Source organism: Arthrobacter sp. AD-310 (assembly GCF_054656615.1).
This window is the reverse complement of the sequence record NZ_BAAHNO010000007.1, coordinates 78,560-97,724: the sequence shown is the minus strand read 5'-3', so window position 1 is coordinate 97,724 and position 19,165 is coordinate 78,560. Positions and strand designations below refer to the sequence as shown.

The 19,165-nt window shown below is 66.6% G+C and carries 20 protein-coding genes, 1 other RNA gene and 1 riboswitch; of the genes, 15 read left to right on the top strand and 6 right to left on the bottom strand.

All coding sequences use genetic code 11. The features are described 5' to 3' along the window. Positions 1 to 180: 180 nt before the first annotated feature. The 5 genes from ACYQ1Z_RS04555 (at position 181) to ACYQ1Z_RS04535 (ending at position 6,434) form a co-directional block, all read left to right on the top strand. Entirely contained in the window at positions 181 to 3,984 is a 3,804-nt protein-coding gene (locus ACYQ1Z_RS04555) for a multifunctional oxoglutarate decarboxylase/oxoglutarate dehydrogenase thiamine pyrophosphate-binding subunit/dihydrolipoyllysine-residue succinyltransferase subunit (protein WP_459791317.1), read from the top strand. A 143-nt stretch (positions 3,985 to 4,127) separates the two neighbouring features. Continuing rightward, the gene (locus tag ACYQ1Z_RS04550) at positions 4,128 to 4,727 is read left to right on the top strand and encodes a GDSL-type esterase/lipase family protein (protein WP_459791316.1); all 600 of its coding nucleotides are present in this window, start codon (positions 4,128 to 4,130) and stop codon (positions 4,725 to 4,727) included. An 80-nt stretch (positions 4,728 to 4,807) separates the two neighbouring features. Then, positions 4,808 to 5,635, top strand: a complete 828-nt coding sequence (locus tag ACYQ1Z_RS04545) for a DUF4097 family beta strand repeat-containing protein (RefSeq protein ID WP_459791315.1) — start codon at positions 4,808 to 4,810, stop codon at positions 5,633 to 5,635. Continuing rightward, complete coding sequence (locus ACYQ1Z_RS04540; RefSeq protein ID WP_459791314.1) at positions 5,635 to 6,249, top strand: PadR family transcriptional regulator; 615 nt, start codon at positions 5,635 to 5,637, stop codon at positions 6,247 to 6,249. The genes ACYQ1Z_RS04545 and ACYQ1Z_RS04540 overlap by 1 nt, the downstream gene beginning before the upstream one ends. 110 nt (positions 6,250 to 6,359) lie before the next feature. Further along, entirely contained in the window at positions 6,360 to 6,434 is a 75-nt protein-coding gene (locus tag ACYQ1Z_RS04535; RefSeq protein ID WP_369299106.1) for a 50S ribosomal protein bL37, read from the top strand. Positions 6,435 to 6,553: 119 nt separating this feature from the next. Here ACYQ1Z_RS04535 and rsrA read toward each other — a convergent pair whose 3' ends face one another. Then, a complete protein-coding gene (gene rsrA, locus ACYQ1Z_RS04530) occupies positions 6,554 to 6,814 on the bottom strand; it encodes a mycothiol system anti-sigma-R factor (RefSeq protein WP_459791313.1) in 261 nt (86 codons plus the stop codon). After that, the gene (locus tag ACYQ1Z_RS04525) at positions 6,811 to 7,575 is read right to left on the bottom strand and encodes a sigma-70 family RNA polymerase sigma factor (protein ID WP_459791312.1); all 765 of its coding nucleotides are present in this window, start codon (positions 7,573 to 7,575) and stop codon (positions 6,811 to 6,813) included. The genes rsrA and ACYQ1Z_RS04525 overlap by 4 nt, the downstream gene beginning before the upstream one ends. Positions 7,576 to 7,896: 321 nt before the next feature. Here ACYQ1Z_RS04525 and ACYQ1Z_RS04520 point away from each other — a divergent pair, with 321 nt between their 5' ends. The 10 genes from ACYQ1Z_RS04520 (at position 7,897) to ACYQ1Z_RS04475 (ending at position 16,471) form a co-directional block, all read left to right on the top strand. Next, a complete protein-coding gene (locus ACYQ1Z_RS04520; protein WP_459791311.1) occupies positions 7,897 to 8,445 on the top strand; it encodes a DoxX family protein in 549 nt (182 codons plus the stop codon). 6 nt (positions 8,446 to 8,451) lie between these two features. Continuing rightward, positions 8,452 to 9,855 (top strand): 3-phosphoshikimate 1-carboxyvinyltransferase, encoded by a 1,404-nt coding sequence (gene aroA / locus ACYQ1Z_RS04515; protein ID WP_459791310.1) that lies wholly within the window; start codon positions 8,452 to 8,454, stop codon positions 9,853 to 9,855. Continuing rightward, positions 9,839 to 10,954, top strand: coding sequence for a ribosome small subunit-dependent GTPase A (rsgA, locus tag ACYQ1Z_RS04510; RefSeq protein WP_459791309.1), 1,116 nt, complete (start codon positions 9,839 to 9,841; stop codon positions 10,952 to 10,954). The genes aroA and rsgA overlap by 17 nt, the downstream gene beginning before the upstream one ends. Before the next feature lie 57 nt (positions 10,955 to 11,011). Next, on the top strand, positions 11,012 to 11,824 hold the full coding sequence (gene hisN / locus ACYQ1Z_RS04505; RefSeq protein ID WP_459791308.1) for a histidinol-phosphatase: 813 nt from the start codon (positions 11,012 to 11,014) through the stop codon (positions 11,822 to 11,824). Between the two features lie 159 nt (positions 11,825 to 11,983). Next, positions 11,984 to 12,097, top strand: a riboswitch (SAM riboswitch). A gap of 37 nt (positions 12,098 to 12,134) precedes the next feature. Continuing rightward, positions 12,135 to 13,553, top strand: coding sequence for an aminotransferase class V-fold PLP-dependent enzyme (locus tag ACYQ1Z_RS04500; protein ID WP_459791307.1), 1,419 nt, complete (start codon positions 12,135 to 12,137; stop codon positions 13,551 to 13,553). Positions 13,554 to 13,668: 115 nt separating this feature from the next. Further along, on the top strand, positions 13,669 to 14,427 hold the full coding sequence (locus ACYQ1Z_RS04495) for a class I SAM-dependent methyltransferase (protein WP_459791306.1): 759 nt from the start codon (positions 13,669 to 13,671) through the stop codon (positions 14,425 to 14,427). Positions 14,428 to 14,473: 46 nt separating this feature from the next. Beyond that, positions 14,474 to 15,187, top strand: coding sequence for a metal-dependent transcriptional regulator (locus ACYQ1Z_RS04490; RefSeq protein WP_459791305.1), 714 nt, complete (start codon positions 14,474 to 14,476; stop codon positions 15,185 to 15,187). A gap of 7 nt (positions 15,188 to 15,194) precedes the next feature. Continuing rightward, positions 15,195 to 15,629, top strand: a complete 435-nt coding sequence (locus tag ACYQ1Z_RS04485; protein WP_459791304.1) for a fluoride efflux transporter FluC — start codon at positions 15,195 to 15,197, stop codon at positions 15,627 to 15,629. After that, entirely contained in the window at positions 15,626 to 16,027 is a 402-nt protein-coding gene (locus tag ACYQ1Z_RS04480; RefSeq protein WP_459791303.1) for a fluoride efflux transporter FluC, read from the top strand. Before ACYQ1Z_RS04485 ends, ACYQ1Z_RS04480 begins: the two co-directional genes overlap by 4 nt. A 66-nt stretch (positions 16,028 to 16,093) precedes the next feature. Further along, positions 16,094 to 16,471, top strand: a complete 378-nt coding sequence (locus ACYQ1Z_RS04475) for a hypothetical protein (protein ID WP_459791302.1) — start codon at positions 16,094 to 16,096, stop codon at positions 16,469 to 16,471. Positions 16,472 to 16,473: 2 nt separating this feature from the next. On the opposite strand, the gene ACYQ1Z_RS04470 is transcribed toward ACYQ1Z_RS04475, so the two are convergent. The 4 genes from ACYQ1Z_RS04470 to ACYQ1Z_RS04455 form a co-directional block, all read right to left on the bottom strand. Then, positions 16,474 to 17,457 (bottom strand): S1C family serine protease, encoded by a 984-nt coding sequence (locus ACYQ1Z_RS04470; protein WP_459791301.1) that lies wholly within the window; start codon positions 17,455 to 17,457, stop codon positions 16,474 to 16,476. Positions 17,458 to 17,630: 173 nt separating this feature from the next. Beyond that, positions 17,631 to 17,999, bottom strand: a transfer-messenger RNA (tmRNA) gene (gene ssrA / locus ACYQ1Z_RS04465). 100 nt (positions 18,000 to 18,099) lie between these two features. Beyond that, complete coding sequence (smpB, locus tag ACYQ1Z_RS04460; RefSeq protein ID WP_138136418.1) at positions 18,100 to 18,576, bottom strand: SsrA-binding protein SmpB; 477 nt, start codon at positions 18,574 to 18,576, stop codon at positions 18,100 to 18,102. 85 nt (positions 18,577 to 18,661) lie between these two features. Next, on the bottom strand, positions 18,662 to 19,165 hold a 504-nt coding region (locus ACYQ1Z_RS04455), incomplete at its 5' end, for a M23 family metallopeptidase (protein ID WP_459791300.1).

The window sequence follows — 19,165 nt, the reverse complement described above, 5'->3', positions numbered from 1 at the left end:
CATATTCGGCCCCGCAAACGTCACTTCATGATTTGGGTCACCCTTATTGGCAGTTACCACATCCGGGTTACTAGACTTGCAAAGGTCTGGGTTCAGAGGACGCAGAGACTGGTTCGAACGTAGTGCTGAAGCACCGGGGGGCCGGAGAGAAATCAAACTCATGGAAGAGGCGTATTTCAAGTGCCAGAGCAGCCAAGCCACCGTCTACCAGAGGAATTTGGCGGAAACGAGTGGCTCGTTGACGAACTGTACGAGCAGTACCAGCAGGACAAGAACGCTGTGGATGCCAAGTGGTGGCCGCTGTTCGAATCGTTCGACTCGGGCAGCAGTTCTTCTTCCAACGGAAGTTCGGGACATGCCGCAGCCAACCCTCCCACCAGGGAGATCCCCGTCGTGAATGCGGCTGCCCCAGCGGCTCCGGCACCGTCGCCGGCGGCAGCGCCGGCCGCTCCCGCCGCCGCACCGGCACCGGCGGCACCGGCCCCCGTCAAGAAGGCCCCTGCCACTGTTGCCAGGGACGGCGGCAAGAAGACCGAAGCCGCTACCGGATCCCAGCCGATCCCGGCCCAGCTGCCCAAGAACATCAAGGCCCCCTCCGCGCCGGAGGAAGACGTCGTTTCCGTCCTCCGCGGACCCGCCAAGGCGATTGCCACCAACATGGTCACCAGCCTTGAGGTGCCCACCGCCACCAGCGTGCGCGCCATCCCGGCCAAGCTGCTGATCGACAACCGCGTGGTCATCAACTCCAACCTCGCCCGCGCCCGCGGCGGCAAGGTTTCCTTCACGCACCTCATCGGCTACGCCGTGATCCGCGCCCTCTCCCAGTTCCCGTCCATGAACGTGTACTACGACGAAGTGGACGGCAAGCCTGTCGCGGTCCAGCCGGCACACGTCAACTTCGGCATCGCCATCGACATGCCGAAGCCCGACGGCACCCGCCTGCTGATGGTCCCCAACATCAAGAAGGCCGAAACCCTCAACTTTGCAGAGTTCTGGCACACCTACGAGGACCTCATCAAGCGTGCCCGCAACGGCAAGCTCACTCCGGAGGACCACCAGGGAACCACTGTTTCCCTGACCAACCCGGGCGGCATCGGCACCGTCCATTCGGTTCCGCGCCTCTCCAAGGGCCAGGCCGCCATCATCGGTGTCGGTGCACTTGACTACCCCGCTGAATTCCAGGGCGCCAGCGAGAAGATCATCGCGCAGAACGCCATCAGCAAGGTCCTCACCCTCACGTCGACGTACGACCACCGCGTCATCCAGGGAGCCGGCAGCGGCGAGTTCCTGAAGCTGGTCCACTCCCTCCTGCTGGGCGCACAGAACTTCTACGACGAAATCTTCGAAGCCCTCCGCATCCCCTACGAGCCGGTACGCTGGAGCGCCGACAAGCAGGTCGACCCCGCCGACGAGATCAACAAGGTCGCCCGGATCCAGCAGCTGATCCACTCCTACCGGGTCCGCGGACACCTCATGGCGGACACCGATCCGCTGGAATACGTCCAGCGCAAGCACCCTGACCTGGACGTGCTGACCTACGGGCTGACGCTGTGGGACCTGGACCGCGAATGGCCCACCGGCGGTTTCGGTGGCAAGCCGATGCTCAAGTTCCGCGACATCCTGGGCGTGCTGCGCGACGCCTACTGCCGCACGACCGGCATCGAATACATGCACATCCAGGAACCCGCCGAGCGCAAGTGGTTCCAGGACCAGCTGGAGCACCCCTACTCCAAGCCAAGCCGTGAAGAGCAGCTCCGCATTGTCTCCAAGCTGAACGCCGCGGAAGCCTTCGAAACCTTCCTGCAGACCAAGTTCGTTGGCCAGAAGCGCTTCTCCCTCGAAGGCGGCGAGTCGCTGATTCCGCTGCTGGACGCCATCATGTCCGACGCCGCCGACGACGGCCTGGACGAAGTTGCCATCGGCATGGCCCACCGCGGCCGCCTCAACGTGCTCACCAATATCGCCGGCAAGACCTACGCACAGGTGTTCCGCGAGTTCGAAGGCACCCAGGATCCCCGCTCGGTCCAGGGCTCCGGCGACGTGAAGTACCACCTGGGCACCGAGGGTACCTTCACCTCGGACAACGGCAAGGAGACCAAGGTCTACCTGGCTGCCAACCCGTCCCACCTCGAAGCCGTCGATCCGGTGCTCGAGGGCATCGTCCGCGCCAAGCAGGACCGGCTGGACCAGGGCGAATCGTTCCCCGTGCTGCCCATCGTGGTGCACGGCGACGCCGCTTTCGCCGGCCAGGGCGTGGTAGCCGAAACCCTCAACCTGTCCCAGCTGCGGGGCTACCGCACCGGTGGCACCATCCACATCGTGGTGAACAACCAGGTCGGCTTCACTACGGCGCCGTCATCCTCGCGTTCCTCCACGTACTCCACGGACGTTGCCAAGATGATCCAGGCACCCGTGTTCCACGTGAACGGTGACGATCCCGAAGCCGTGGTCCGCATCGGCCAGCTCGCTTACGAGTTCCGCCAGCGGTTCCACAAGGACGTTGTCATCGACATGGTCTGCTACCGCCGCCGCGGCCACAACGAGGGCGATGACCCTTCGATGACCCAGCCGCTGATGTACAACCTCATCGAAGCCAAGCGGTCCGTCCGCAAGCTGTACACCGAGTCCCTGATCGGCCGTGGTGACATCACCGAGGAAGAAGCCGAGCAGCTGCTGCGCGACTACCAGGAACGCCTGGAGCGCGTCTTCGCCGAGACGCACGCCGCGCAGACCTCGCCCATCCCGATCGTCACCGCCGATTCCGCTGCTGTCTCCGACATCGAGCGGCCGATCTCCCAGCAGTCCGATTCCGGCAACAACGCCCCGGTATCCACCGCCATTTCGGCAGAGACCCTGGCCCGCATCGGCAAGGCGCACATCGAGGTCCCCGAGGGCTTCACGATCCACGCCAAGCTCAAGCAGCTCCTCGAAAAGCGCGAGCAGATGTCCCGCGAAGGCGGCATCGACTGGGGCTTCGGCGAGATCGCGGCGTTCGGCTCCCTCATCATGGAAGGCGTCCCCGTGCGCCTGGCCGGCCAGGACTCCCGCCGCGGCACCTTCGTGCAGCGCCACGCCGTCTTCCACGACCGCGCCAACGGCCAGGAATGGCTGCCCCTGGGTAACCTTTCCGAGAACCAGGCCAAGCTGTGGATCTACGACTCCCTGTTGTCCGAATACGCAGCTATGGGCTTCGAATACGGCTACTCCGTGGAGCGGCCGGACGCCCTGGTCCTGTGGGAGGCGCAGTTCGGTGACTTCGTCAACGGTGCCCAGACCATCATCGACGAATTCATCTCCTCCGCCGAGCAGAAGTGGGGCCAGCGCTCGTCGCTGGTGCTGATGCTGCCGCACGGATACGAGGGCCAGGGCCCGGACCACTCCTCCGCGAGGATCGAGCGGTTCCTGCAGCTGTGCGCTGAAGAGAACATCATCGTGGCCAACCCCACGACGGCGGCCTCGCACTTCCACCTGCTGCGCCGCCAGGCGTACAGCCGGCCGCGGAAGCCGCTTGTCATCTTCACGCCCAAGCAGCTCCTGCGCCTCAAGGCCGCCGCGTCGTCCGTCGAGGACTTCACCAACGGCTCGTTCCGCCCCGTCATCGGCGAGCATGAGCAGCTGGATGCCAACGCCGTCGAGCGCGTCCTGCTGGTCTCCGGCCGGCTGTACTACGATCTCCTGTCAACCCGGCAGAAGACCGGCGACAAGACCACGGCAATCGTCCGCGTGGAGCAGCTCTACCCGCTGCCGCATGCCGAGATCGCTGCGGAGCTCGCCAAGTACCCGAACGCCGAGATCGTTTGGGCCCAGGACGAGCCTGCCAACCAGGGCCCGTGGCCGTTCATCGGCCTGAACCTGCCGGACCTCCTGGACCGCCGGATCCGCCTGGTGTCGCGCCCCGCGTCGGCCTCCACGGCTGCCGGTTCCATGAAGCGGCACGCTGCCGAGCAGGACGTGCTCCTGAAGCAGGCATTTGCCCGGAACTAACCGCATGACTGCCCGGCCGGAGTCGAAATACCAGACTCCGGCCGGGCAGTTCTGTTTAATGAATGGACAGCGCCGCCAGGTAATTTTCAGCCGCCGCGGGACAAGCGGCAGCGGCGGCCAGGGACCCAAGTAAAGAGGATCGTGTGGAAGACAGGAAGCTGCGGATTGCAGCTGTAGGAGATGAACTGCTGGCCGGACTGGGAGATCCCCGGGCGCTGGGCTGGCTGGGCCGTGTCCTGGCCAGGACCCCGCAGGACAGCATGCACCTGGAAAGCTATGCGCTCCCCTGCCCGCAGGAGGGCACCGAAGGACTCGCCGCCCGCTGGCTGGACGAGGCCGGCCGGCGCTTCAGTGACCAGGCCGAGAACCGCCTGGTGATCGGCTTGTCCGGCCGGGACATCGAATTCGGGCTCTCCACCGCGCGCAGCCGCCTCAACCTCGCCAACATCCTGGACTCCGCCTCGCAGAACCGCGTCGAGGTATTTGTGGTGGGTCCGCCGCCCACACTGGACCCCGCCCAGAACCGCAGGCTGGACGAACTCAACACCGCTTTCGCCGATGTCACCACCCGCCGCAAGCACCTGTATGTGGACACGTTCTCGCCGCTGCTCAACCACGAACAGTGGCGGCAGGACCTGGCAGCCAACGGCGGGACGCCCGGCCAGGCAGGCTACGGCCTGATGGCGTGGCTGGTGCTCCACCGGGGCTGGTTCCAGTGGCTGGGTATGGACGCCCCCGCCTGATTTATTCGCGATATATCTTGCCGGCTTACGGGCGGAGCTGTACCGTGGAAGAACACGATATATCGCATTTGGAGGTTGCCATGTCCGACCAGACCTGGAGTGTCACCACCCCGCAGACCATCGACGTCGACGGCGTGGCGTCGCTCAAGCTGGGCATGGTCCGGGGCAGGTTCGATGTCGTCAAGCATCAAGAGCCCGTGACACGGATCGAGATTTCCGATATCCACGGTGACCCGGTCGCAGTCTCCCTGAGCGGTGGCAGGCTGGAGATCCGCCACCAGCTGCATGGCGCCCAGGGATGGTTCAAGAACCTGATGGGCGCCGTGAACCACAACAGCGAGAACTCCGCCGTCGTCAGCATCGCCGTTCCGGACAACGTCGATGTCGAAGCCGGAATTGTCAGCGGCGATGGGCTCGTGGCCGGGATCTCGGGCCACACGCGGCTCAATACGGTGTCCGGGTCGGTCATGGCGGACGGCACGGACGGAGAGCTGCACGTCAACACCGTCAGCGGTGAAGTGACCGCGCGCAACCATACTGGGGTCCTCACTGCCAAAAGCGTGTCCGGGGAGGTGACCGCTTCCGGCCGGCTCACCAACGTGCGTGCCAGCACCGTGAGCGGCGACCTCAGCTTCGACCTCCAAGGCGTCCCGCTCGACTTCGGCTCCAACTCCGTCTCCGGAGACCTCACCATCCGGCTGCCACACGACGTCGGCGTCGACATCGTGTCCAAGTCCGCCAGCGGCGCGGTCGTGATCGACAACCAGCGGTACGCCCAGGCAGGCGGAAAGGTGGAAACCATCGCCGGCCCCGACGCGAAATTGATGCTGGTGCGTACCAACTCGGTTTCCGGTACGACCTCAATCGTCCACAGCACGGTCGCGGGAAACGTGGAAGCAGGGGACTGATGCCCCCGGTGTTCGCGCACGGGGCGCTGCGCCTGTACCTCCTCGCACTGCTGGAATCCGGCCCCAAGCACGGCTACGAGCTCATCAGGGCCCTCAAAGACCGCTTCGGCGGCACCTACTCCCCCAGCGCCGGAACGATCTATCCCCGGCTGGGAAAGCTCGAGGAGGAGGGGCTGGTGGTGACGGAATCAGCAGGCCGCCGCACCAACTACCGCATCACTGCGGCAGGAGTTGCGGAGCTGGACCGGCGGCGGGACGAACTCGCTGGAGTGGAAGAGGATATCTCTGCGTCCGTGCGTCGCCTTGCCGACGGCCTGCGCGAGGATATCCGCAGGAACATGCGCGGACTCCGGGCAGAGCTGGCAGCAACCGCGGAAGCTGCCCGTACGGAGGCCCGGTCCGCCGATTTCCGCCTCCCGGGCGGGCGGCTGCCTGGCGAAGGCACGCCCGCGCTCAAGGATGCCGAGCTGATGCTGCAGGAATTCCGGGATGAGCTGCGGGCCGAACTGCGGCTGCGTGCCCGGAGCCAGCCCTTGAGCCCCGTGACGCTGGAGACGATGCGCACGGTCCTTGCCCAGGCCGGGGTCGCCATCCGGAACTCGCTGCACGGCTGACACCGCCGCCTGAACAGCAGGTCATCCCCGGTTCCCGGTTCGCGGGTGGTCGGATGATGTGGGAGACTGGAGGGCAGCTCTTTTGAGTACCGACAGTAAGGAGGCCAGCTATGAGCAAGCGTGCACGCAAGCGTCGTGACCGTAAGCGTGGCGGCGCGAACCACGGGAAGCGCCCCAACACCTAGGCAAATGCCAGGGACTACGGTTCAAGGAAAGGACCCCGGAAGCCATTCGGCTTCCGGGGTCCTTTCCCGTTTGGCAGATACACCCGCTGGGTCCTGTGGGTCCCAAGGACTCCGGGGCGTTATGCGTCCACCGGCCGGATGGAGTGGATCCGGTCCAGGATTGCGTTCTTCAGGTTGTCCGGGGCCGCCTCAGTGCAGGAACGCTTGACCATGTTGCGGATTACGCACTCAAGGTCGTACTGCTCGGTGCACTCCGGGCACTCGTCAAGGTGTTCCTTGATCTCCGTGATGTCCTCACGGGTCAGGGCCCCGTCAAGGTACTCATAGATGCGTTGCATCCGGGTGTCGTCGCAATCGCCCAATCCCTGGCAGTCGCTCATTTCCTGCTCTCCTGTTGTGTGCTTGCAGCCGTGTCCTGTGCATCCGCGGCCGGTTTGAATCCGCGCTCGGCGGCGTACTCCGCCAGCATGTCCCGCAGCATTCTCCGGCCGCGGTGGAGACGGGACATCACGGTGCCGATAGGCGTGTTCATGATGTCTGAAATTTCCTTGTACGCGAACCCCTCAACGTCCGCGAAGTACACCGCGAGGCGGAATTCTTCCGGGATGTCCTGCAGGGCCCGCTTGACGTCGGAATCCGGGAGGTGGTCCAACGCTTCTGCCTCCGCGGAACGAAGCCCGCTGGAGGTGTGTGATTCGGCCCGCGCCAACTGCCAGTCCTCAATGGTGTCAGAGTTGGACTGGAGCGGTTCGCGCTGCCGCTTGCGGTACAGGTTGATGTAGGTGTTGGTCAGGATCCGGTACAGCCATGCCTTGAGGTTTGTCCCCGGCTTGTACTGGTGGAACGCCGAGAAGGCCTTCGTGTAGGCCTCCTGCACCAGGTCCTCGGCGTCCGACGGATTCCGTGCCATGCGCATCGCGGCGGAATACAGCTGGTCGACGTACTGCATGGCATCGCGCTCGAACCGGGCACGGCGCTGCTCTGCGGTTTCAGCCGAAACGTCCACCGCACCTTCTGCGGGTTCAGTTTCAGTGTCCGGGGCATCTTCCGCTCCGGAATCGGACGCCCCGCCGGGGGCGGCCTTCTCTTCGCTGTTCGAAGCCTCGTACATGGCCGACACGGCCGGATCCAGGGTGCTCATTGCCTTCAAGTCTACTGTCAGGCTCCGGGCACGCGGTGTGCCGTACTCCGGGGGCTCCGCCTCCAGGGAACCAATGGCCACCGGGCCGGCTGCGCCGGTTCCGTCCAAGACCCGCATCCAGGCCCAACTCCGCTCTGTGGTTCGTGACACCTGCAGCGGTTCACGCACGGGTAGTCATTCAACAACCCATGAACCGCGGTCCGGCCGTTTCCGGACCCGCTTTTCCATAACCTCCGGGCTTGGGCAAATATTCCCCAAAAGTGCAAGACTAGAACGGACTCCGCCGCTGCCAACGCGGTTCGTCCACCCAGGAGGAAATCCATGTCCTTTGTCCGCACACTCGCCCGGCCCATGCTGGCCTCCAGTTTCGTCCTTGCCGGTATGGATAAGCTCAAGAACGCCGACGACACCGCCCAGCAGCTTTCCCCGCTGCTGCGCAAGGCTGCCGCCTCCCTGCCGTTCCAGGCGGATGAGAAGATGCTGGCCCGCGTTATCGGCGGAACCCAGGTGGGCGCAGGCGTCCTGTTCGGACTGGGCAAGTTTTCCAGGCTCTCGGCCGGCCTGCTCACCGTCATCTCCCTGCTGAACACCTTCGTGGAGTGGCGAAGCGCCGATATCAGCAGCAAGGAAGGGCGGGAAACGCGCCGCAACCAGCTGCTGAAGAACCTGTCCCTGAGCGGCGGCGCGCTGCTGGCGTCCGTTGACACCGCTGGCAAGCCGGGCCTCGCCTGGCGCGCGGAGCACCTCGCCGCGGACGCCCGCAAGAGCGCCTCCCATCTTGCCGCCGACGCGCGGAAGACCACCAACAAGAAACTCGCCAAGGCGGACAAGGCCGTGCGCCGCGCGGTTGAACAGGCCACGGGGGCATAAGCACGAATGACCGCTGCAGCTGCCACCCGGGACGACTCCGGAACTCCTGCCCCCCACTGGCCCGCGCCCTTCGCATCCCGCCCCGTTGATGCCACGGTTACCGTCCCGGGTTCCAAGTCCCTGACCAACAGGTACCTGGTCCTGGCCGCCCTGGCCGACGGTCCCAGCCGCCTTCGCGCGCCCCTGCACTCGCGCGACTCGGCCCTGATGGTCGATGCCCTGCGCCAGTTGGGCGCCACCATCACCGAGGTGCCCGGCGACGGCGCCTTTGGGCCGGACCTCGAGGTGGTCCCGCTGGGCAAGGGCGCTGCACCGGAGCCGTTGACCAGGATCGACTGCGGCCTCGCCGGCACAGTGATGCGCTTCGTTCCACCCCTGGCGGCGCTGCGGAACGGTGCGAGCGTGTTCGACGGCGATCCGCACGCCCGGAAGCGCCCGATGGGAACCATCATCGAGGCCCTGAAGGCACTGGGCGTGGCGGTGTCCGCGGAGGACGGCGGGACGCCGTCCTCCCTGCCGTTCGTGGTGGAAGGCAGCGGCGAAGTCCGCGGCGGGCACCTGGTCATCGACGCCAGCGCATCCTCCCAGTTCGTCTCGGCGCTGCTCCTGGTCGGGGCGCGGTTCACGGAGGGCCTGCACCTCGAACACGCGGGCAAGCCGGTCCCGAGCCTGGACCACATCAACATGACCGTTGCCGTCCTCCGCGGCGCCGGGGTGGTGGTGGATGATTCCGTCCCCAACCACTGGGTGGTATCGCCGGGCCCCATCCGCGCCTTCGACCAGCGGATCGAGCAGGATCTTTCAAACGCCGGCCCGTTCCTGGCCGCGGCGCTGGCCTCCGGCGGGACCGTCCGGGTGCCCGGCTGGCCAGAGCAGACCCAGCAGGTGGGCGACCTTTGGCGCAGCATCCTTGCGGACATGGGCGCCACGGTATCCCTGGCCGACGGGGTCCTCACTGTCACCGGCGGGCCGGAGGTCAAGGGCGGCGATTTTGCCGACACCAGTGAACTCGCTCCCACGGTGGCCGCCCTTTGTGCACTGGCCTCGGGGCCCTCGCGGCTCAGCGGCATCGCCCACCTGCGCGGCCACGAGACGGACCGGCTCGCCGCCCTGGTCACCGAAATCAACCGCCTCGGCGGGGATGCCGAGGAAACCAGTGACGGCCTGGTTATCCGCCCCGCCCGCCTGCACGCCGGCGTCGTGCACAGCTACGCCGACCACCGCATGGCCACCGCCGGAGCGATCCTGGGCCTCGCCGTCGAAGGCGTCCAGGTCGAGGACATCGCCACCACGGCCAAGACCATGCCTGACTTCCCCCGGCTCTGGGCGGACATGCTGGCACAGGGAGGCGCACCGCAGGAAGAGTCCGACGGCGGGTCGGAAGGTTCCTGCGATGGTCCGGCGCACTGACTCCTGGGACGAGTCGGACGTCCGGGTCCGCCCCAACAAGAAAGGGTCAAGGCCCCGCACCAAGGACCGGCCGAGCCACGACGACGCCGTCACCGGACGCATCATCACCGTCGACCGGGGCCGGTACACCGCCGTTGTGGGCGAGGACTCCGGGGACGAACGAACGGTGGTCGCAGCACGGGCGCGGGAACTCCGCCGCAACCCGGTGGTGGCCGGCGATTTCGTGTCCCTCGTGGGCGACGTTTCGGGAGACCCGCACACACTTGCCCGGCTGGTCAAAATCCAGGACCGCAAGACCCTGCTGCGCCGCAGCGCCGATGACACCGACCCCGTGGAGCGCGCGGTCGTGGCCAACGCGGACCAGCTGGTGATCGTGGTCGCCGCAGCCAACCCCGAGCCGCGCACGGGTTTCATCGACCGGGCGCTCGTGGCGGCGTACGACGCCGGCATCGACCCGATCCTGCTGGTCACCAAGGCGGACGTCAAGGACCCCGCGGAACTCCTGGCCAACTACACACACCTGGACCTGCCGGTCATCATCAGCCGCACCGCAGACCTGCAGGCGTCGGGGATCGACGCCCGCTCCGACGACGGGCTCTCCGCGCGGCTGGACAGCGCCGCCGTCGGCGAACTCCGTTCCTACCTGGACGGAAAGGTCACCGTGATGCTGGGGCACTCCGGCGTCGGCAAGTCGACGATGGTGAACGCCCTGACCGGTGCCGAACGGGCAACGGGCGGCGTTAATGCCGTGACCGGACGTGGCCGGCATACTTCGTCATCGGCGCTCGCACTGCGCCTGGCCGACGCGCCGCCCGGCAGCTGGATTATCGACACCCCCGGCATCCGCTCGTTCGGCCTCGCCCACGTCGATCCGGACCGGATCCTGCGTTCCTTCCCCGACCTGTCCCCCGGCACCGACCATTGCGAACGCGGGTGCAAGCACACCGCTACGGCAGTGGACTGCGGCCTGGACGCCTGGGTGGAGGAGGGCCATGCGGGCCCCACCGGGCCCGCCCGGCTGGCGTCCCTGCGGAGGCTCCTCGGAGCCGATCCCCGGGAGGAAGGCCAGGACGCCAAGGAGCTCGGCAGCGTCAACTAGGGTCACCGGCACGGCCCACCTCCCGGCAGGACCGCCGGCAGACGGTAGTTTGGAACCATGATCCAACCCGCTTCGAGCTACAACGACGACCTGCGCCTGGCCCATGTCCTGGCCGACTCCGTGGATGACCAGACCATGAGCCGCTTCAAGGCACTGGACCTCCACGTGGAGACCAAGCCCGACCTGACGCCGGTCACCGACGCGGACAAGGCGGCCGAGGAAGCCATCCGCGGCCAGCTCTCGCGCTCCCGGCCCCGAGACGCAGTGCTCGGCGAAGAATTCGGCAGCACCGGGCACGGTTCACGCCAATGGATTATCGACCCCATCGACGGGACCAAGAACTTTGTCCGCGGTGTTCCCGTCTGGGCCACGCTCATCGCGCTCGTGGACGAGGGCGAGCCGGTGGTCGGCGTCGTCAGCGCGCCCGCCCTGGGGAAGCGCTGGTGGGCCGCCAAGGGCATGGGCGCCTACATGGGCCGTTCGCTGGCCGCGGCCACGCGGCTCCGGGTGTCCGACGTCTCCACCCTGTCGGACGCATCACTGTCCTACTCCAGCCTGGGCGGCTGGAAGGAGCGCGGAAACCTCGACGAATTCCTGGGCCTGACCGAAGCCGTTTGGCGGACCCGCGCCTACGGTGACTTCTGGTCCTACTGCATGGTGGCGGAGGGCTCCGTGGACATTGCCTGCGAACCTGAACTCAACCTCTACGACATGGCGGCCCTCGTCCCGATCGTGGTGGAGGCCGGCGGCCGGTTCACCTCTCTTGAGGGCGAGGACGGCCCCTTCGGCGGCAACGCCCTGGCCACCAACTCCATCCTGCACTCGGAAGTACTGCAGCGGCTCAACCCGGGGCTGGACGACCTGCTCTAGGACCTCCCCACCGAACAACTGACGGCGGCCGACCCCAAAAGGGGGCGGCCGCCGTCGTGATCTTCGAGAAAACGCAACTATTCCAGCAGGGCGTAACAATTCCCTTAACAAACGGGCCGGCTTCATACCTGGCCGGTCCATGTCCTACGCTCTTAACCAGGTCACGAGTGCCAGCGCAAAACCCCGGTTTGCTGGCCGGCAACCCTCCATTCGCGGTGGGGTGCCCCGGGTGACGACCAGGCCGGTCCGGAGCGGATACGGCAAGCGCGGATTCCCTGATGCCGGAGTCCTGTCCTGAAGTGAGGTCTCTGTGACAACTGCCATCGTCTCCCCCAACTCCACCCTTGCAGCCGGCGCTGCCTTTGATGAGCGCCAGGCGATCGCCGGCCGCCCCCTCGCCGCCGTCACCGGCGCCGAAATCCAGGCGCCGCTCATCTCCGGCGGCCACGTCCGGTACGCCAACCTCGATTACGGCGCATCCGCCCCTGCCCTCTCCGTGGTGTCCGCCTACCTGAACGAGGTCCTGCCCTACTACGCCAGCGTGCACCGCGGCGCCGGGTACGCGTCCCAGATCAGCACCTCCGTATACGAAAACGCCCGAAGCATCGTCAGGGACTTCGTGGGCGGCCGCGCCGACGATTCCGTCATCTTCACCCGGAACACCACCGACTCCCTTAACCTCCTCGCCGGCTGCCTGCCGCTTACGGACGGACGCCCCACCGGAGACGTGCTGTACCTGGACATCGAGCACCACGCCAACCTCCTGCCGTGGCAGGGAGTCCCCCACCGCAGCATCGTGGCCGCCGACACCATTGCCGGCACCATCGAGTCCGTCCGGGCCGAGCTGGAACAGGGCGGTGTCAGCCTGCTGGCCATCACCGGTGCCTCCAACGTCACCGGCGAAATCCTTCCCATCCGTACCCTCGCCACGCTGGCACACCGGCACGGGGCACGCATTGTGGTGGACGCGGCCCAGCTGGCGCCGCACCGGCGCATCGACATCAGCGCCGACGACGTCGACTACGTCGCCTTCTCCGGCCACAAGCTCTACGCGCCGTTCGGCGCGGGCGTCCTGGTAGGGCGTCCGGACTGGCTCGACGCCGGTGTTCCGCACCTCGCCGGCGGCGGCGCGGTCAAGGAAGCGCGGCTCGACGGCGTCAGCTGGGCCACCGGCCCGGCGCGCCACGAGGGAGGCTCACCGAACGTCCTCGGTGCCGCCACGCTGGCACGCGCCACCCAGGTCATCGCGGACCTGGACCAGCAGCGCTGGCATGCCCACGAGTCAGCAATCCGTTCCTTCCTGGTGGAGGGCCTGCAGGACATCGAGGGCGTCACAGTCCACCAGATCTTCAAGGACACCAACGCGGACACGGACACCATCGGCGTGGTGAACTTCTCTGTCGAAGGCTACGACGCCGGCCTGGTTGCGGCCTACCTGTCGGCTGAGCACGGTGTCGGGCTGCGGGACGGGCGCTTCTGCGCCCACCCGCTGCTGAAGCGGCTGGGCCTGCCGTCCGGTTCCCTGCGGGCAAGCTTCGGCGTCGGGTCCCGGCTTGAGGACGTGCAGCGGCTCCTCGCCGGCATCGCCAAGCTGCGCAGCGACGGCCTGGGCTGGGACTACGTGGTGGACGCCGGACGCTGGGTTCCGGCCAACGACACCCGCACCTACCCGCACTGGGCACCCAACACCCCGGGAACCGCCGGCGCCGCACCCTGCACCGATAACTGAGCCACCGACGTCCGGGGCCCGGCTGCCCGGGCCGACCGTCGGGGCCACGGTCTTCCGCCAATCCATGCGGTAAATTCGAAAGAAACCGCAAGGCATGGACTGAAGGAGGCCGCACGTGGTTCGGGGTGGGCCCAGGCTTGATCATGGGCGACGCCGGGAGCTCGGCCAAAGCTTCCAGGACGGCGGCAGGCACTACCAGAAGGTCCGGCCCGGCTACCCGGAAGAAAGCGCCCGGTGGCTCGTGCCTGCCGGCGCCCACGATGCCCTCGACGTTGGCGCCGGAACCGGAAAATTCACCGAACTGCTGCTGGACCGCGGCCTGGCGGTTACCGCCGTCGACCCCTCCGCGGACATGCTTGAGCAGCTCAGGGCCCACTATCCGGCGGCCAGGGCCGTCCTGGGGACCGCCGAGGCGACTGGCCTGCCTGAAGCCGCCTTCGACGTCGCCACCGTGGCCCAGGCCTGGCACTGGTGCGACGCCCTGGCGGCCAGCACCGAGCTCGCCCGCGTCCTCCGCCCGCACGGCACGCTGGGGCTTGTCTGGAACCAGCTGGACACCTCCGTCCCCTGGGTGCACCGGCTTTCCCGGATCATGCACGCCGGCGACGTCTACAAGCCCGGACACCGGCCGCTGGTCGGGCCGGAATTCACAGACCTCGAAGGCCATGTCACCCACTGGCAGGACGCTGTTAATACCTCAGACCTGATCGAGCTCACCAAGTCACGCAGTTACTACCTCCGCGCAGGCGAGGCCACCCGCGCCAAGGTCCTGGCCAACCTCGACTGGTACCTTCACGAACACCTGGGGCACGGCGTGGACGAGGACCTGGAACTGCCGTACCTGACGTTGTCGTGGCGGGCCGTCAAAGTATGACCCGGCCAGCCGACGCACTTCCGGGGCAGCCGGTAGGCTTGGTCCTGTGAAGACCAGCGCGCCCTCCTCCTCGATCGAGGATTACGTCAAGGTCATCTACTCGTTCACCGAATGGCAGGACAAACCCATCACGTCCTCCCAGCTGGCGCAGCGGCTCGGGGTGGCTAACTCGTCCGTATCTGAAATGGTCCGCAAGCTGAAGGACCAGGGACTGGTTGACCACAAACCCTACAGCGCCATCACCCTCACGGACGCCGGGCTGCGGCTGGCACTGGGCATGGTCCGCCGCCACCGCCTGATCGAAACCTACCTTGTCCAGCAACTGGGGTACCGGTGGGACGAGGTCCACGACGAGGCCGAACTGCTGGAACACGCAGTGTCCGACACCTTTATTGAACGGGTGGCCGCCAAGCTCGGCGACCCCAGCCGGGATCCGCACGGCGACCCGATTCCCACCGCCGATGGCACAGTCCTGATGCCCCGCGCCCACCTCATGGGGGCGCTGGATGAAGGCCACACGGGCCGGATCACCCGCATCAGCGACGACAACCCGGACCTGCTGCGTTATCTTTCCGCAGAACAGATCGACCTCGACGCGGAGGTCGAAGTGGTGGGCCGCAGGCCCTTCGGCGGCGCCCTCGTGGTCCGCATCCGCAACTCCGGCCGCACCCGCGACTATGACCTCGCCGACGAAATCACCTCCGCCCTGTGGGTCCACAGCGACCAGCCCCATCCAGGCTGCGTCCTGGGGGAAGGCTGATGACCGGATGAAACCGCGCGGGATACCTCCTGCGCGGGCGTGGCTGGCGGTTGCCGCCGGCGGCCTGCTGGGCAGTGAACTGCGCTACGGCCTCGGACTTGCCTTTCCGGACCAGGCGAACGCCGTGCCGTGGACTACCTTGTGCATCAACGTGGCGGGGAGCTTTGTGCTGGCCACACTGACCACGCTGTGGATCGCACGGCCGCGGACAGCCTTCTGGCTGCGGGCGGGACTGGGTCCCGGACTGCTGGGCTCCTTCACCACATTCTCCGCCGTCATCTTCGCGGTGGACCAGCTGGCGCGGGCCGGGCAGCATCATATCTGGGTCGCCTACCTGCTGCTGTCGCTGGTTCCCGGGCTGCTGGCGGCCGGACTTGGATGGCGCCTGGGAAAGTTGCTGACGCGGGTCGCCGCTGACGCGGTTCCGGGCGGCCGGGCATGATTGCTGCTGCCCTGGTGGGCGCGTTCGGCGTGATGGGAGCGCTCCTGCGCTTTGGCGTCGACAGCTGGTTTGCACACCACAGTTCACGCCGGACCGTCCCGGCCGGTCCGGGGAAGCAAATACTGCACTGGCCTTGGGCGACCCTTGTGGTGAACGTGGCCGGTTGCTTCATTATTGGTGTTTCCCAGGGTGTGGTTGGCGGTCTGTCGCTGGGCCACGAGTGGCACGCCGGGCTTGCCGCCGGGCTGGCCGGCGGCCTGACCACCTTCAGTTCCTGGACCACGGCCACCGTGCGGCTGCTCAGTGAATCACGGTTTGGTGCGGCGGCCCTCAATGTCGCTGTGAACCTGGTCCTGGGACTGGCGGCGGCCGCGGCGGGCATCGCCGTGATGTCCTAATCCCGGGCTTCCGCCTTCCGGTCGTGCCCGAAGCCGATTTGGCGTCCTCCCGTATGGTGGAATGTGATGATTAGCAGACGTGACGCCGCCATTGCCCTTGATGTTCCGCTGGAAATGGCCCAGCGGCACGGCCTTCCCAAGTGGATGACGGAAGCCGAGCTGGGTGCGATGCTGGACAACCCGCCGCCGTGGCTGGTGCAGTCCCGTGCCAACCGGACCGGAAAACGTCCGGTGTGGGTCCATCTTGAATGCGCAGTTTGTGGCTTCGAGGAGGCGGCGAGGCCCAAGAAGTGGTGGCCGGACTTCACCTACGTGGTCTGCCACCACCACGGACCGGCCCAGCTGCCGGCGCTGCAGCGCGGGTTTGTGCGGAGCGAATTCGACGGCGTGGGGACACGTTTTGTCGGCATCGTTGACGTCGCCCCGCCCGACGGCGGCCAGTAGCCTTACTTGCCGTTGCTGGTCATTTCCTCCGGCACGGCTACAAGATGGATTTCCGCACCGTCGCGCAGCACGGCAAGGTCAAGCGGTTCGCCGATGGCGTCGGAGAACAGCAGACGCTGCAGGCTTTCGGCATCGCTGACGGGACGGCCGCCCGCCGTCAGCAGGATGTCTCCCGCCGCAAGGCCCGCCTTGTCCGCAGGGGAACCCGCCAGCACCTCGACGATGCGGAGCCCGTCCCGCTGCCCGGTCCTGATGACAGCGCTCGGGCTGAGCCGCAGGGGTGTACTGACAAGGCCAAGGTAGGCCCGGCGCACCCGGCCGTCGGACAGCAGGGCGGAGATGATCCTGCGTGTGGTGGCGTTGATGGGTATGGCCAGGCCGAGCCCCGCACCGGCCACGGCGGTGTTGATGCCGACGATCCTGCTGTGCGTATCAGCGAGGGCGCCGCCTGAGTTGCCCGGGTTGAGGGCAGCATCGGTCTGGATGACGTCTTCAATGACCCGCCTGTTTCCGCCGGACCACACGGGAATGGCCCGGCCCAGCCCGCTGACCACGCCCGCGGTCACAGAACCGGCGAGGCCGAGGGGATTGCCGACGGCCACCACCAGCTGACCCACCCGGAGGGTCTCCGCCGCGCCGAATTCTGCCGGCTGCGCTTTCGGCCGGCCGCCGTGGACCACCGCGAGGTCGGACAACGGGTCCGCGCCCACCAGCTCGATGTCCATGCGGCTGCCGTCGGCGAAGACCGCGTGCCCGCGCTGGGTGCCGGCGACCACATGCGAATTGGTCAGCAGGTAACCGTCCGCGGTGAACAGGACCGCGGACCCGGCCCCGATCCTGAACCGTCCGTTGCGGCGCTGCGCGGTCATCTCGATGGCGGCCACATGAGGGGTGACGGCAGCCGCCACCCGCATGACTGTTTCCGAGTACGAATCCAGCGCGCCGTCGTCGTACCCGGAGGAAGTTGTTTCCTGCGCGCGGTCCATTGTGCACCTCCTGCCCGTGCCCGCCTGGCTGCGCTGGGTGCTTCCAGGCCATACCGTTCACAACGAGTACAGGCCGTGTCCTAGTCCCGCCCCGGCTACGCCGTGGGTGAACGTGCGCGGGCATGTGCGCAGCACAAAAAAGCACCCCGGTCCGAGGACCGGGGTGCTTTCCCAGGTGGAGATGGGGGGAATTGAACCCCCGTCCGATGTCGTGTTGTCAGGGCTTCTCCGGGCGCAGTTTGCGTCGGATTTTCTCGGCCCCAGCCATGCTGCAAACAGCTGGCTGATCCGGGCCCAGTCATCTAAGAGTCCCGTTCACCCCGATGACGGGGGTAAACAGCAGTGGCTATCTAAATGACGCCAGGATCCGGGGCGATAGCAACCCCGGGCTGACGGACTGTCTTACTGCTTAGGCAGCAAGAGCGAAGTCAGTGCGCTTAGATTCGGCACTTATTGGTTTGCAGAAAGCGTTAACGAGATAATTCTGCATCCTCGGCCCGCTTCACCTGTCGCGACAAACACCGTCGAAACCGATCATCCCCTTATTTTGTTACCAAACTGCGTTACCTAACCCGGCGGGCAAGCCCACCGGACTATTTATAGTAACGCATCGTGTGCCGGATTCATTCCAGGCACAGCAAGTTAGCCGCGCCGCCTGTTGCGTTCCCGCATTTCGCGCTGAGCCTCCCGGTTGTCCTGCTGCTCGCGGAGGGTCTGGCGCTTGTCATACTCGCGCTTGCCGCGGGCAACCGCGATCTCCACCTTTGCGCGCCCGTCCACGAAGTAGAGCTGGAGCGGAACGATCGTGTAACCGGCTTCCTGCACCTTCCGGGAGATCTTGATGAGTTCCTCGCGGTGCAGGAGCAGCTTACGGCGGCGCCGTGCGGCGTGATTAGTCCAGCTGCCCTGGTTGTACTCGGGAATGTGGATTGCTTCCATCCACAGTTCGTCGTTGTAGAAGGTGCAGAATCCGTCCACCATTGAGGCGTGCCCCTCGCGCAGGGACTTCACTTCGGTCCCCATCAGCGCGATACCAGCCTCGTAGGTATCCAGCACGTGGTAGTCATGCCGGGCCTTGCGGTTGGTGGCCACCACTTTACGGCCACTTTCTTTAGGCACGGGAAAGCTCCTCAGTTTCAGATCGGTATGGCCCCGGACCGGTCCGCCGCGGGGTCATACCAGTGTACGGCAGGCCAAACGGCCCCTACAGCAGGCCCATCGGGTCCACTGCCGTGCCGTTCAGCCATGTCTCGAAGTGGGCGTGGCAGCCCGTGGAGTTGCCGGTGTTGCCGGAGTAGGCGATCAGCTGGCCCTGCGAGACCTGCTGGCCGTTCGAGACCACGATGCTGGCGTTGTGGTAGTAGATGGTGTTCAGGGTGTTGCCCTGGACCACGCCGTGCGAGATCTTCACCCGCCAGCCACCGCCGTCGGCGGAGTTCCAGCCGGAGCTGAATACTTCACCGGCGGCCGCGGCATAAACAGGCGTGCCGCAGGCTGCGCCAAAGTCGATGCCGGTGTGCAGGTAGCCGCCCTGGCCGTAGAAATCGATGGTGCCGGGCGGGGTCGCGCGCCAGCCGAAGCCGGAGGTAATGGGAACGCTGGCCGCGAACGGGTGGCGCAGGCCAAAGGCCGACGGCGATCCCACCGGCGGCACAAACGGCTGCACGGGCGGGGGCGCCTGGCCCCTCGCTGCTGCCGCGGCCGCCGC